At 59.7% G+C, this 13,769-nt stretch carries 15 protein-coding genes and 1 riboswitch; of the genes, 7 read left to right on the plus strand and 8 right to left on the minus strand.

What is annotated here, in order from left to right; all coding sequences use genetic code 11:
• Positions 1-5: 5 nt before the first annotated feature.
• A complete protein-coding gene (locus tag DFR37_RS09770; protein ID WP_180148060.1) occupies positions 6-677 on the minus strand; it encodes a PadR family transcriptional regulator in 672 nt (223 codons plus the stop codon).
• Between the two features lie 165 nt (positions 678-842).
• Between DFR37_RS09770 and DFR37_RS09775 the strand changes: the two genes are divergently transcribed.
• Together DFR37_RS09775 and DFR37_RS09780 are read left to right on the plus strand one after the other, a co-directional pair.
• Entirely contained in the window at positions 843-1,625 is a 783-nt protein-coding gene (locus DFR37_RS09775) for an exodeoxyribonuclease III (RefSeq protein ID WP_113933061.1), read from the plus strand.
• 17 nt (positions 1,626-1,642) lie between these two features.
• The gene (locus DFR37_RS09780) at positions 1,643-1,972 is read left to right on the plus strand and encodes a DMT family transporter (RefSeq protein ID WP_113933062.1); all 330 of its coding nucleotides are present in this window, start codon (positions 1,643-1,645) and stop codon (positions 1,970-1,972) included.
• Positions 1,973-2,004: 32 nt separating this feature from the next.
• On the opposite strand, the gene DFR37_RS09785 is transcribed toward DFR37_RS09780, so the two are convergent.
• The 3 genes from DFR37_RS09785 to metX form a co-directional block, all read right to left on the minus strand.
• A complete protein-coding gene (locus tag DFR37_RS09785) occupies positions 2,005-3,300 on the minus strand; it encodes a muropeptide transporter (RefSeq protein WP_113933205.1) in 1,296 nt (431 codons plus the stop codon).
• Between the two features lie 2 nt (positions 3,301-3,302).
• Positions 3,303-3,941: a methionine biosynthesis protein MetW gene (gene metW, locus DFR37_RS09790; RefSeq protein ID WP_113933063.1), complete on the minus strand. Its 639-nt coding sequence runs from the start codon at positions 3,939-3,941 to the stop codon at positions 3,303-3,305.
• Positions 3,938-5,200 (minus strand): homoserine O-succinyltransferase MetX, encoded by a 1,263-nt coding sequence (metX, locus tag DFR37_RS09795; protein ID WP_113933064.1) that lies wholly within the window; start codon positions 5,198-5,200, stop codon positions 3,938-3,940. The genes metW and metX overlap by 4 nt, the downstream gene beginning before the upstream one ends.
• Positions 5,190-5,268: riboswitch (SAM riboswitch) on the minus strand. (Overlaps the previous gene by 11 nt.)
• A 150-nt stretch (positions 5,269-5,418) precedes the next feature.
• On the opposite strand from metX, the gene DFR37_RS09800 reads away from it, so the two are divergent.
• A complete protein-coding gene (locus tag DFR37_RS09800; RefSeq protein ID WP_113933065.1) occupies positions 5,419-5,736 on the plus strand; it encodes a helix-turn-helix domain-containing protein in 318 nt (105 codons plus the stop codon).
• On the opposite strand, the gene DFR37_RS22785 is transcribed toward DFR37_RS09800, so the two are convergent.
• On the minus strand, positions 5,618-6,118 hold the full coding sequence (locus DFR37_RS22785; protein ID WP_147251603.1) for a hypothetical protein: 501 nt from the start codon (positions 6,116-6,118) through the stop codon (positions 5,618-5,620). The two genes, DFR37_RS09800 and DFR37_RS22785, sit on opposite strands and share 119 nt — an antisense overlap.
• Positions 6,119-6,304: 186 nt before the next feature.
• Between DFR37_RS22785 and gshA the strand changes: the two genes are divergently transcribed.
• Positions 6,305-7,876 (plus strand): glutamate--cysteine ligase, encoded by a 1,572-nt coding sequence (gene gshA, locus DFR37_RS09805; RefSeq protein WP_113933066.1) that lies wholly within the window; start codon positions 6,305-6,307, stop codon positions 7,874-7,876.
• A gap of 51 nt (positions 7,877-7,927) precedes the next feature.
• Here gshA and DFR37_RS09810 read toward each other — a convergent pair whose 3' ends face one another.
• From DFR37_RS09810 to DFR37_RS09820, 3 genes are read right to left on the minus strand one after another with little or no spacing between them, the layout of a single operon-like run.
• Positions 7,928-8,056 carry a DUF2474 domain-containing protein gene (locus tag DFR37_RS09810; protein WP_113933067.1) on the minus strand — a complete coding sequence of 43 codons (129 nt, stop codon included), beginning with the start codon at positions 8,054-8,056 and terminating at the stop codon, positions 7,928-7,930.
• Positions 8,053-9,060, minus strand: coding sequence for a cytochrome d ubiquinol oxidase subunit II (cydB, locus tag DFR37_RS09815; RefSeq protein WP_113933068.1), 1,008 nt, complete (start codon positions 9,058-9,060; stop codon positions 8,053-8,055). Before cydB ends, DFR37_RS09810 begins: the two co-directional genes overlap by 4 nt.
• A gap of 1 nt (position 9,061) precedes the next feature.
• Entirely contained in the window at positions 9,062-10,489 is a 1,428-nt protein-coding gene (locus tag DFR37_RS09820; RefSeq protein WP_113933069.1) for a cytochrome ubiquinol oxidase subunit I, read from the minus strand.
• A 264-nt stretch (positions 10,490-10,753) separates the two neighbouring features.
• On the opposite strand from DFR37_RS09820, the gene DFR37_RS09825 reads away from it, so the two are divergent.
• The 3 genes from DFR37_RS09825 to mobC all read left to right on the plus strand — a co-directional run bounded on the left by DFR37_RS09825 (position 10,754) and on the right by mobC (position 13,767).
• Positions 10,754-11,590, plus strand: coding sequence for a bifunctional allantoicase/(S)-ureidoglycine aminohydrolase (locus DFR37_RS09825; RefSeq protein WP_113933070.1), 837 nt, complete (start codon positions 10,754-10,756; stop codon positions 11,588-11,590).
• A 478-nt stretch (positions 11,591-12,068) separates the two neighbouring features.
• Positions 12,069-13,091, plus strand: a complete 1,023-nt coding sequence (locus DFR37_RS09835; RefSeq protein WP_113933072.1) for an MBL fold metallo-hydrolase — start codon at positions 12,069-12,071, stop codon at positions 13,089-13,091.
• A gap of 244 nt (positions 13,092-13,335) precedes the next feature.
• The gene (gene mobC / locus DFR37_RS09840; RefSeq protein WP_113933073.1) at positions 13,336-13,767 is read left to right on the plus strand and encodes a plasmid mobilization relaxosome protein MobC; all 432 of its coding nucleotides are present in this window, start codon (positions 13,336-13,338) and stop codon (positions 13,765-13,767) included.
• The last annotated feature ends 2 nt before the right edge of the window (positions 13,768-13,769 follow it).

Raw genomic sequence — 13,769 nt, forward strand, 5'->3', positions numbered from 1 at the left:
CCCTCCTAGGCTTGCGTCGAAGGCGTGGCGCCCTCGTTCAGTATTTCGGATGTCGCGCGCTTCAGGATTGCGGCGATCCGGCGTTGTTCGTCGGGCGTGGCATCGGTGCGCCGCAACAAGGCGGTCTTCATTGCGCGCCGTGCTTCCACAAATTCGGGCAGCCAGCCGCCGACACCTATGGTTCCCGGGTCCGTATCATTATTCCAGGCCTGCTTCATCCATGCGATCTTGCGTGCCGCATGCTTGAGGCTGGCAAACAGAAGATCCGCGCGGTCCCGATTGGCTTCCAGGTAAAGACGGCCCGGTTCCGCCAGATGATAGAGCTTGCGATTGCCGTGTACCTCGACCGTAGCGTAGCCCAGCTCTTCAAGATAGGTAAGGGCCGGGTACACCATGCCGGGGCTGGGACTGTAAAAGCCATTGGAACGGGCCTCCAGCTCTTTGATAAATTCATAGCCGTGGCCGGGACGTTCGTGCAACAACGCCAGGAGCATTAATTGCAGCTCGTCGGCGCCGAATTTGCGGCCGCGCGTCATTCTTGCGCCATCGCCGCCCATCCCGTCCCAGTCGCCCAGCGGAGCGCCTGCGCCGGGCCGGCGGCCACGCCCCGCCGCTGCCCGCCGCGGCAATAAAGGATTCCATTCCGGTACGCCACGCCCGCCAAAATGATTTTGCATGATCGCTGCCTCCTGCATTAACCAATATATCTTACGATATATCTTACGATAATTTCAAAGAAATGAAAAGAGATCAAGAATGACCGAAGCCGCCGGCATAGCCATTACACTATGGCAACTTAGGCTCGCGCCCGCGAGAGCCGCTTTTTTCGAATAAGGACAAGCATGCTCAAGGTAATTTCCGCCAATCTCAACGGCATCCGCTCCGCCGTCAACAAGGGTTTCCTGGAATGGATGCCTAAACAAAACGCCGACTTCGTGTGCCTGCAAGAGCTCAAGGCACAGGCCGACAATATGACCGAGGCCATGCTCAATCCGGCGGGCTACCAGGGCTACTTCCACTATGCCGAGAAAAAGGGCTATAGCGGCGTAGGCATTTATGCCCGCCATCAGCCTCTTCAGGTTATCGAAGGACTGGGCGTGCCGGAAATCGATGCCGAAGGCCGCTACCTGGAATTGGTATACGACAAGCTGTCCATCATCTCGGTCTACCTGCCATCGGGCTCCAGCGGCGACCACCGCCAGGCGGCCAAATACGTGTTCATGGAGCATTTTTTCAAGCACCTGGCCCAACTGGTCCAATGCGGCCGGCAAGTCATTCTGTGCGGCGACTGGAATATCGCGCACAAAGAAATAGACCTGAAGAACTGGAAAGGCAACCAGAAAAACAGCGGCTTCCTGCCCGAAGAACGCGCCTGGCTCACCAAAGTTTTCGACGAGCTGGGTTGGGCCGATGTGTACAGGCAACTACACCCAGACTCCACCGGCGAGGCCTACACCTGGTGGAGCAACCGCGGCCAGGCTCGCGCAAACAACGTCGGATGGCGCATCGACTACCAGATCGCCACCAAAGAAATCGCAGCGTCGGCCACGGCGGCCTCCATCTATAAGGAGGCCTGGTTCAGCGACCACGCGCCCTTGACGATCGACTATGAAATGACACTGTAAAGGCAGGACGTGCTGAGATGAACTGGATCTATCTGGCAATTGCCATCTGTGCCGAGGTTGTCGCCACATCGGCCCTTAAGGCGTCTTTAGGCTTTACCCGCCTGGCTCCTTCGGCCGTGGTCGTGGTGGGCTATGCGGCCGCCTTTTATTTTCTGTCGCTGACTTTGCGCTCGATTCCGGTGGGCGTGGCCTATGCGGTGTGGTCCGGCGTAGGGATTGTGCTTATCTCGGTCATCGGCGCCCTGTTCTTCAAACAACACCTGGACACAGCGGCCATCCTGGGCATGGCGCTTATCGTGCTGGGCGTGGTGGTCATTCAGGTGTTCTCGAAAACGGTCGGACATTAACCGCCACGCGCTGGCAAGGCAAGGAACCTTGGTCAGCTCGATGCCGCTGTCTGGGGTTCGTCCTGCGACTCATTGGCATCGGGCGCAAGCTCATCCCGATCCAGCGCGCGTATTTCATGCCGCTTCCACCACAACAGCAACAGCCCAGGCATGCCGATAAAAACGGTAATCACGAAAAACGACGGCCAGCCCATGCTTTCAACCAGGGGCGGCGTAAACGGCCCGGCCAGATACGTGCGGCCCACGGCCGACAAGGCCGACAACAGGGCAAATTGCGTGGCCGAAAACTCTTGCTTGCACAGCGCCATCAGCAAGGCCACAAATGCCGCCGTGCCCAGCCCGCCGCAAATGTTTTCCAAAGCCACGACCAGCCCCATCGACCAGATATGCTGCGGCGTAACCGCCAGGATCCAATACCCAAGATTGGAGACGGCCTGCAAAATACCGAACACCATCAGCGAGCGATACAAGCCCATACGCGCCATGAGGGAGCCGCCGGCCAAGGCGCCCACGATGGTGGCGATCAAGCCGAATATCTTGTTGACGGTGCCGACCTCTTCAGGGCTGAAGCCGACGCCGCGCAGCAAGAATGTTGTGGATAATGCACCGGCAAAGGCGTCGCCCAGCTTGTACAGCACGATCAGCAGCAAAATCATCACCGCACCGCGCCGACTAAAGAACTCCGACAAAGGCTCGATGACCGCCAGGGCCAGCGTACGCGGCGCCTTGGCAACGACTTCGGGCTCGGGCGCCAGCATGGTGGCCAGCGTGCAAAGCAGCATCAGCACGCCCATCAGCACATAGGTATAGCGCCAGTCCAGCCAGGTTCCGGCCAAGACCAGTGCCAGCCCGCCCGACACAATCATGGCAACCCGATAACCCATGACCTTGAGCGCCGCGCCCGCCGCCCTTTCGCTGTCATGCAGCACGTCGGTGCTGTAGGCGTCGAAGGCAATGTCCTGGGTTGCGGACAGGAAAGCCACGATCACCGCCAGCAAGGCCAACCACGCCAACTCGGTGGAAGGCGAAAAAAAACCCATGGCGCTGATCGATATTGCCAGCAATATCTGGCACAGGAAAACCCAGCCTCGGCGCCGCCCAAGCAAAGGCGGTGCGTAACGGTCGACCAGCGGCGCCCAGAGGAACTTAAGCGTGTACGCCGTGCCCACCAGGGTCAGGAAGCCTATGCTTTGCAGCGAAACATTGGAAACCGTGGCCCAGGCCTGTAGGGTTCCGGTGGTAAGGGCCAGCGGGAGGCCGCTGGCGAAACCCAAGGCCAACAAGGGAAAAACACGCGGGCTGGCATAAACATTGGTCTTCGAAACGATGACTACCCCTTGTTGTGTTGGGCCCAGTTGGGCGACTCGAACCGGTATACGGCCAGGGTGCTGCGCCAACCCTGCAGGCTTTTGATTTCGCGGTCGTTATGAAACGCCGCCCTGTGCGTAATTCGCAAGTCGAGCGATTCGGCCAGGTCCTGGAAATCTTTCAGCGTGCATAAGTGAATATTGGGCGTGTTATACCATTGATACGGCATTGCGCCTGTTACCGGCATGCGGCCGCGCAGGATCGACCAGCCGTGCGGCCAGAACCCGAAGTTGGGAAACGACACAATGCCAAAACGCGCGACCCTGGCCATTTCGCGCAGGATGTGTTCGGTATGGTGCATGGACTGCAGCGTTTGCGACAGCACGACCGAATCGAACTGCATGCCGTCGAACAGGGCAAGGCCTTCTTCCAGGTTTTGCTGAATGACACGCACGCCGCGTCGCACCGAGGCGATCACGCGCTGGTCGTCCAGCTCGACGCCGGCGCCGTCCACATTTTTTTTGTCGCGCAGGTAAGCCAGCAAGGTGCCGTCGCCGCAACCCAGGTCGAGCACACGGGTATTAGGTTCGATCCAGCTTGCTATGCGCACCAGGTCCTGGCGAATGCCGTCCCGCGAGCCCGTATCGGTAGCTTGGCTCATGCCAGGACTCCAGCGGTGGTTTGCCGCTCGCCCAGCCCGAGCTTGGCGGCGATTTGATCGTAATAGCCCTGCACCACGGCGTGGTACCTGGCGTCGTCCTGCAGGAAAGCATCGTGGCCGTGGCGCGCGTCGATTTCGGCATAGGTGACCGGCCGTTGATTCTTGAGCAGCGCCCGGACGATTTCGCGCGAACGCGCCGGCGGAAAACGCCAATCGGTACTGAACGAGACCAAAAGAAAGTCGGCCTGCGTCACGCTTAGCGCCTGGGCCAGGTCGCCATTGCAATGCTGCGAGGGGTCGAAATAGTCGAGCGCGCGCGTAATCAGCAAATATGTATTGGCGTCGAAATAGCTTGAAAATTTTTCGCCCTGATAGCGCAAATAAGATTCGACTTCGAATTCCACATCGTAGCCGTAATGGTATCCGCCATTCTCGGCCGGCGCGCGCAAATTGCGGCCGAATTTTTCGTCCATATCGTCATCGGACAAATAGGTGATATGGCCCAGCATGCGCGCCACCGACAAGCCGCGCTTGGGCACGGTGTCGTATGCGTAGTAGTCGCCGCCATGGAAATCGGGATCGGAAATGATCGAACGCCGCGCCACCTCGTTGAACGCAATGTTTTGCGCGGTCAGGCGCGGGGTGCTGGCTATGACTATGCAATGCGCGACGCGTTCAGGGCAGGTAATGGCCCAGCCCAGCGCCTGCATGCCGCCCAACGAGCCGCCCATCACGGCCGCAAACCTTTGTATGCCGAAATGATCGGCCAGGCGCACCTGCGCCTCGACCCAATCTTTTACCGTAAGCATGGGAAACGCAGCGCCCCAGGGCTTGCCCGTAGCGGGGTTGATGCTGGCGGGCCCGGTCGAGCCGAAGCAAGAGCCGATATTGTTGACCCCGATCACAAAGAAACGCTCGGTGTCGACCGCCTTGCCCGGGCCCACCATGTTGTCCCACCAGCCGATATCCTTGGGGTTCGAAGCCGAAATGCCGGCCACATGATGCGACGCATTCAGGGCGTGGCACACCAGCACCGCGTTGCTGCAGTCGGCGTTAAGGGTACCGTAGGTTTCAACCGCTATTTCGTAGCCGGGCAGAACTTGGCCGCTGGCCAGGGACAAGGGCTCGTCGAATGTAATGAACTGCGGGGAAACGACACCAACCGAGCCGGCGGGGACTTCAATATTCTGGCTGGTAAGGGGCGGCGTGGAGGCGGCCTGCAAGGACACGGAAGGACTGACTGATTGTAATTGGGCCATAAGGACCTCTTTAGCTGGATTTATGAGGCGCCCGCAAGCAGATCAAGCAAATCGGCGCTTAGGAATTCAAGGCATTTTATCACCTTCCCGCCGCGCTATAGGACAAGCGCCGGCACGGGGCCTTGGGTGGAATTGTCCCGGCCGGGTTTACCAAACCAATAATAATTGATACATTCACTTATATTTAAACATATAAAGTATCAACAGGAGACGCCGCCATGAAGCCCTTAACCGCCAGAGAGTTGACATGTCTAGGCTGGGCCTCTATTGGAAAAACCAGTTGGGAAATGGGCGTCATACTTGGATTGACCGAACGCACTGTCAACTTCCACATTCATAATGCCTGTAAAAAGCTGCACGTCCATAGCCGGCAGGCGGCTATTACCGCGGCCCTGCAAGCGGGCCTGCTGCCCGTGCCTAACGTTGCCCCACCGCCAGCCCTTTCAGGAACTCGGTTGCCTGCGAATCGGGAAACGCGTCTGAACGAGCCGTCACTATGCCTTCAACCAGCGCGTGCGGCAATACCCAAGCAATAGCGCGCAGGCGCGTAGCCCCCTTGCCCGTATCCTGCCCCGTTATCTCGAACGGTTGGCCGAAAGCCGGCAGCTCGGAAGGCGGCTCCACGCCCAGGTTCTGGTAGAAAGACGCAACTACCGTTCGGCCCATGTTCAAGCGGGCGGCCTCGTCGTTCTTCAAGGCTTCGGGCAAGGGCGCGTAGCCAACGGCAAATACCGCGCCTTTCACCGTCGCGGCCGTCAGCGAAAACTCGATATCGCTGCCCGCAAAGTTCAATGTCCGCTTCTGCGTTTCGGGCTTGTCCGGGAAAATGGCCCGGACCATGCCGTCGGCCACCGCAAGCTCGCGCCAGTTGTATTCGGGCGAACATCCCAGCAGCAATCCCAGCATTAAAATAAGCATACCGGCGCGCATTGCCCGCCCCTTATGAGTAAACACAGCTTACAGCCCCCTTACTAAATGACCTTGCGCGAAACCGCCGCCACGGCGGCCTTGCCGAGCATAAATTGCTCATGGCCAACAAATTGTCCGCGTATTTTAAGTGGTCGGGTAAAATTCGCAGCGACAGCTAATTAAAAAGACACCAGCATGACACAACGTACCCAACGCCACTCTATCTTGCGCTCGCATCTTCCAGTGCTGGCCGGCATAATGCGGGGCATCGAAAAAGAAGGGCTACGTGTAGACGGCCACGGCATGCTGGCTGCAACAAAGCACCCGGTTGCGCTGGGCAGCGCCCTTACCAATCCTCAAATCACGACCGATTATTCCGAGGCTCTGCTTGAACTGATTACTGGCACGCACACTTCGGTCCCTGCGCTGCTGGCCGAGCTCGAAAACGTGCACCGGTTCGTCGCCGGCAAGCTCAACAACGAGCTCATCTGGAACCAGTCCATGCCGGCGCACTTGCCGCCTGAAGCCGACATCCCCATTGCGTGGTACGGCACCTCGAATACCGGCATGCTCAAGCATGTCTATCGGCGCGGCCTGGCCGTGCGCTATGGCAAAGCCATGCAATGCATTGCCGGCGTGCATTACAATTTTTCCGTCCCCGACAACTTCTGGGAAATCCTTGGTACCGAAGGCGCCACGCCCGAAGAAAAGCGGTCCAAGGGCTACCTCGCGCTTATCCGCAACTTCACCCGCTATTCGTGGCTGCTGATGTATCTGTTCGGAAGCTCGCCCGCCGTCTCGGCCCGCTTCCTGGAAGGAACGGCCCACAACCTGCTGGCGCTAGACGACGACACGCTGTACCTGCCCCATGCCACCAGCCTGCGCATGAGCGACCTGGGCTATAACAACAAGGCGCAGTCTGACCTTCAGCTCTGCTACAACGATATCGAGACCTTTCTCAAGCGGGTCTACGATGCCGTAAGCACCCCATGGCCGCCCTACGAGGCCATGGGCACCCATCGCGACGGCGAATGGATACAGCTGAACACCAACCTGCTTCAAATCGAAAACGAATACTATTCCAGCATCCGGCCCAAACGCACAGTCGAACGCTGCGAACGCCCCGCTACCGCATTGGCCGCGCGCGGCGTGCAATATATAGAAGTGCGCTGCCTGGACATCGACCCCACGGCGCCGGTCGGAATCTCGGCGCAAACCAGCTACTTCATGGACGCGTTCCTGCTGTTTTGCGCAGTGGAAGACAGCCCATACTTTCCAAACAATGGGTTTTGCCGCGACAGCCAGGACAACTTTGCCCTGGTTTCGAAAAGCGGGCGTCAGCCGGGCCTGGCGCTGGTCAACAGCAACAAGCCGATCGCTCTGGCCGATTGGGGCCGGGAAATCCTGGAACGCGTGCTTCCCTACGCCGACCTGCTCGATGCCGCCTATGGCGGGCAAAACCATGTCCAGGCCGTGCTCGCGCAAAGCCCCAAGGTGGCAGACCCCGAAAATACGCCATCGGCCCAGGCCTTGCGGCATCTGCGCGACGAGCGCCTCAGCTTTCACGACTACACACTGCGCCAAAGCCGCGCGCACCACGAAGCCCTGCGCGCCCAGCCGCTGGACAACGCCATCCAGCAGCAATTTCTGGCCGGGGTAGCCAGCTCTTTGCAGGCCCAGACAGACATCGAACAAAGCGACACGGAAAGCTTTACGGAATATGTGGCCCGTTACCACGCGGCCCTCAAGAAGCCGGTTGCGGCCTAGCGCTTGTGGACGCGGCGGCTTGGCCGGCCGCGGGCATTGCCATAGCCCGGCCTACCCCGACCGCATCCCCGCCCAGTGCATGAACAAGCGCAAAAGCCAGGCGGCCACGGCCAGCGCGCCGACGCTGGCCAGCCATATGCCGACGAGCCAGGCAAACCGTCGCCCCCACTTCGGGCTCAATGATAGCCCTCCCCGTGCCGGGTCTTGCCGCGAAAGACGTAATAGGACCAGGCCGTGTACATCAGGATCATGGGTATGATCAGCAATGCGCCCACCAAGGTAAAGCCCTGGCTTTGCGGGGGGCCGGATGCATCCCAGATAGTAATATTTGGCGGCACGATATAGGGCCACACGCTTATGCCCAGGCCGCTATAACCCAGGAAGATCAATACCAGCGCAAGCACGAACGGGCCGGCATGCGGATCGTTTTGCAAAGAACGCAACAGCAGCCATGTCACGACCAGAACCAGCACGGGTACCGGTGCAAACAAGAACAAATTGGGCAGGCTGAACCAGCGCTGCGCGATTTCGGCATGAACCAGCGGCGTCCAGATGCTGATGATCAGAATCACGCCCAACAGGGTAAAGGTCAGCGGACGCGCCAAGCGGCGCATGCGCCGCTGCAGCTCGCCTTCGGTCTTGTATATCAGCCAGCCGCTACCCAACAGGGCATAGGCTACGATCAAGCCCAGGCCGGTAAAGACCGAAAACGGGCTCAGCCAGTCAAGCGGGCCGCCCATGTATACGCGGTCGACCACATTCAGGCCATTGATATACGCGCCCAGCACCGCGCCCTGGCAAAATGTCGCCAACAATGACCCGCCGATGAATGCCTTGTCCCATAAATGCTTGCCATGAGGCCTGGCCTTGAAGCGGAATTCAAAGGCCACCCCGCGAAAGATAAGCCCCAGCAGCATGAAGATCAGCGGCAGCATAAACGCATGCAAAATAAGCGCGTATGCCAGGGGAAAGGCGGCAAGCAGCCCGGCGCCCCCCAACACCAGCCAGGTCTCGTTGCCGTCCCAGACCGGCGCGACCGTGTTCATCATGACGTCGCGATCATGTTCGTCTTTAAAGAACGGATACAGAATGCCTATGCCCAGGTCGAAGCCGTCCATGATGACGTACATCAGGATGCCGAACAAAATAATGATTGCCCACAGCAAAGCTAGATCTATTCCCATCTCATGCTCCTGTGTGAACGCCGTTGGCGCCGGGATTCTCGGTCGCGGCCGATATCGGCCGGCTTGGGGTTCGGTGCTCGCCCGGCCCGCCGTCCATGGCGGCACTGCCCTCGTCGGGCACCGGCCCCTGGCGTATCAGCCTTAAAATATAGGCTATGCCGGCGCCGAACAACACAAAGTACACCACGACAAACAGCGCCAGGGTAATGCCCACTTCCAGCGCGCCGTGCGGCGTCACGCCGTCGGCCGTACGCATGACGCCGTACACCAGCCACGGCTGGCGCCCTACCTCGGTGGTTATCCACCCTGCCAGGATAGCCACCAGGCCGGCCGGCCCCATGTACAAGGCAAATCGCAACAACGGCCGGGTTTCATACAGGCGGCCGCGCCAGCGCTGCCAGGCGGCCCACACACCCATGGCAATCATCAGCAGCCCCAGCCCGACCATGATACGGAACGACCAGAACACGATCGCGACATTGGGCCGGTCCTGCCTGGGAAACTCTTTAAGCGCCTGGAATTGGCCGTCCCAGCTGTGCGTCAGGATAAGGCTGCCCAAATGCGGCACTTCCACGGCAAAGTGGTTGGTTTCCTCTTCCATATCGGGCCATCCGAACAGAGTCAGCGGCACTCCCTTGCCCGGGATGTTTTCCCAGTGCCCTTCAATCGCGGCAATCTTGGCCGGCTGGTGCTTAAGAGTATTCAAGCCATGGAAGTCGCCGACTACCGCCTGGATAGGCGCGACGATAAGCAGCATCCACATCGCCATGGACAGCATTTTGCGGATTGCCGGATTATCGTTGCCGCGCAGCAAGTGCCAGCCGGCCGACGCGGCCACCATCAGCGCCGTGGCCAGAAAAGCGGCGATGCCCATATGCACCAGGCGGTATGGAAATGAAGGATTGAAAATGACGGCCAGCCAATCCACGGGCACGACGCGGCCGTCAAGAATTTCGTAGCCTGCGGGAGTTTGCATCCAGCTGTTGGAGGCCAAGATCCATGTGGCCGATATCAGCGTACCCGCCGCCACCATCAAGGTAGAGAAAAAATGCAGACCCGGACCCACGCGCGTCCAGCCGAACAACATGACACCCAGAAAACCTGCCTCGAGGAAAAAGGCGGTAAGCACTTCGTAAGCCAGAAGCGGCCCGGTAATGCCCCCGGCAAACTCCGAAAACCCGCTCCAGTTGGTGCCGAACTCGTAGGCCATGACCAAGCCCGAGACAACGCCCATGCCGAAATTGACCGCGAAAATCCGGATCCAAAAATGGTAAAGGTCGCGATAGACTGTATTTCCGGTCTTGAGCCAATAGCCCTCAAGCACGGCCAGGTAGCTGGCCAGGCCTATTGTGATGGCCGGAAAAATAATATGAAATGAAATCGTAAAAGCGAACTGAAGCCGGGCCAATAACAGTGCTGTCAAATCCATGCGGAACTCCTGGCGGGCAGTAATATTCAGAGCGGTGATTTGCCCTGCCTTGAATGGTACTCCAGTTCACCGGCCCTTGGCGGGGGCTGCGGCCCTGGGCCACGCTCAAAGAGCAACAAAGGCGTGCTTTAAAGCGCCATCCTGCTAGACTATTGTTCCGGGTTCCGCACTGTCGATGCCCAGAGCATCGGCCTGACACAGCCGCGAACACCGGAGAGCGTCTCTATAAAAACATGAAGCCAACGGAATCAATAACAGGACCTTATGCGAAAGACTACTTACTATGCTCCTCACGGAGGACACCCGGCTCAAACCGAGCTGCTGACAGACCGCGCCATGTTTACCGAGGCCTATGCGGTCATTCCAAAAGGCGTGCTGCGCGACATCGTCACCAGCTACCTGCCCTTCTGGGAAAATTCCCGCATGTGGGTGCTGGCGCGCCCGCTGTCGGGCTTCGCGGAAACCTTCTCGCAATATATAGTCGAAGTCGCCCCTGACGGCGGCAGCGACAAGCCCGAGCAAGACCCTAACGCCGAAGCCGTGATCTTTGTCGTGGAAGGCGAAATCAACCTGTCACTGCAGGGCGCCAAGCACACATTGAAACCCGGCGGCTATGCCTTCATACCGCCCGGATGCGACTGGACTGTGCGCAACGGCGCTGGCGAGGCGGCGCGCTTCCATTGGATACGCAAGCACTACCAGAAAGTAGAGGGCGTCCCCTACCCGGAAGCTTTCGTCGCCAACGAGCAGGACATCGCACCTATCGTCATGCCCGACACCGAAGGCCGCTGGGCTACCACGCGCTTTGTCGACATGAGCGACATGCGCCACGATATGCATGTCAATATCGTTACCTTCGAACCGGGCGGCGTCATTCCGTTCGCTGAAACCCACGTTATGGAACACGGCCTGTACGTACTGGAAGGCAAGGCGGTCTATCGCCTGAACCAGGACTGGGTCGAAGTGGAAGCGGGCGACTTCATGTGGCTGCGCGCGTTCTGCCCGCAAGCCTGCTACGCCGGCGGCCCCGGCCGTTTCCGCTACCTGCTGTACAAGGACGTGAACCGCCACGCCAACCTGCTGCTGAACGGTCCGCGCTAGAAAATAATGCCCCCACGCTGCACCGCTACGCGGCTTGCTGCCCCCCAGGGGGGCGCTTTTTGCCTTGGGGCGGCCCGGCGGCAAAAGATGCCCCCACGCTGCACCGCTGACGCGGCTTGCTGCCCCCCAGGGGGGCGCTTTTTGCCTTGGGGCGGCCCGGCGGCAAAAGATGCCCCCACGCTGCACCGCTGACGCGGCTTGCTGCCCCCCAGGGGGGCGCTTTTTGCCTTGGGGCGGCCCGGCGGCAAAAGATGCCCCCACGCTGCACCGCTGACGCGGCTTGCTGCCCCCCAGGGGGCGCTTTTTGCCTTGGGGCGGCCCGGCGGCAAAATATGCCCCCACGCTGCACCGCTACGCGGCTTGCTGCCCCCCAGGGGGGCGCTTTTTGCCTTGGGGCGGCCCGGCGGCAAAAATCCTGTTTGACGCCAATGGCGGAATAAGATTCAAGTCGAAGCAAACACACCAGGAGGAAGCAAGAATGTCAACACCTTATCCAAACCTGTTTCTCGTCACCGCGCGCAAGATGATCTTTGCCGCCCTGGCGGTTCTGGCGCTCGCCGCCGCACCGTTTATGGCTCAGGCCAAGCCTCTTACCATTACCCTGCTGGGCACCGGCAGCCCGGCGCCCAACGCCACACGATTCAGCCAGTCGATCCTGGTCGAGGCGGGATCCGGCAAGTACCTGATCGACCTGGGGCGCGGCGTTACCATCCGCCTGGCCCAGTTGGGAATCCCCATGGGCAAGATCACGGCCAGCTTCATTACCCACTCTCATTCCGACCACCTGAACGGCCTGGCCGACTTCTGGATGACGGGATGGATCGGCACGGGCTATGGCGGCCGTACCAATCCCATGGTCCTGTACGGCCCAAAAGGCACTGAAAACATGGCCAAGCATCTTGAAATGGCGTTTTCGGAAAACACGCGCATCCGCCACGCGGATGAAAAAGAGCCGCTTTCGGGCATCGAGATCGACGCTCATGACATCCAGGGCGGATTCACCTACGAACATGACGGCGTCAAGATCACGGCTTTCGATACACTCCATGGCGACCTTATCAAGCCCAATTTTGGCTACATCATCGAGTACGACGGTAAAAAGGCGGTCATCAGCGGCGACACCACCTACGACGAAAGAGTAGCCAAGGCCGCCAAAGGGGCCGACTTGCTATTGCACGAAGTCGCCTACATCACGCCCCAGTTGATGGAGAAGCAGCCTATCTACAAAGCGGTGGCAGCGCATCACACCAGCCCCGAAGAAGCAGGCAGGATCTTCAGCGAAGCAAAACCCGCGCTTGCCGCATTTACTCACCTTGTCGTGCGCCTTGCCGGCGAACAACTGGATTTGCCCGCAGCGGGCGTCATCCTCGAGCAAGTAGGCAAAACCTACGACGGGCCGGTGGTGGTCGGCGAGGACCTGATGCGCTTTACGATTGGGGACGACGCCATCGTCGTCAATGGAGACAAGGGGCAGTACGGATTCAGGGTGAAGTTGCACTAACCATCGGTGCAAGCGATTGCGCCCCAGAAGCCTGCCACCGCGCAGGCTTTTGTTCGCCCGCTGCCTGGAATTGCCGGATTTGTACGGGAAAAAGTGCCCAGGCTTATATTTATATGTGACTGGCGCACCCTGAGGGAGGAATCTCGAACCCTCATGATGCCTTATTTCAAGAGCTGACGGACTGGGATACCGAGCTTACTCGCCTAAATTCCCCCGCGCTGCGGAAGATCGAGGAGGCAAAGCCATGAGCCTCGACCGTCCACCTATCGCCGAAGAGTTCCGCAACGCCGCCGAGCACAGCCCGTCCCGCGCCGCAACTTCCGGCAAATCTGCACCTCCCTTCTCCCTGCGACTGAGCGCGGCGGAGAGGGCCGAACTCCTGCGCCGGGCCGGAAGCCGCCCCCTCGGAGCCTATATTCGGTCCTGCCTGCTGGACGGTGCGGAGAGTCCGCGCCGCGCCCATAGACAGCCCGTCAAGGATGAACAGGCCCTTGCAAGAGTCCTGGGCGAACTTGGCAAGGCCAAGCTTGCGAACAACCTGAACCAGTTAGCAAAGGCCGCCAATCTCGGCTCCCTGTCCGTCGGTCCTGAGACTGAGCAGGCCATTGTCGAAGCCTGCCAGGAGATCCGCCGCATGCGCGAAACCCTGATGGTCGCACTTGGGCTACGGTGGTGAGC

Source organism: Eoetvoesiella caeni (genome assembly GCF_003315175.1).
GTDB lineage: Bacteria > Pseudomonadota > Gammaproteobacteria > Burkholderiales > Burkholderiaceae_B > Eoetvoesia > Eoetvoesia caeni.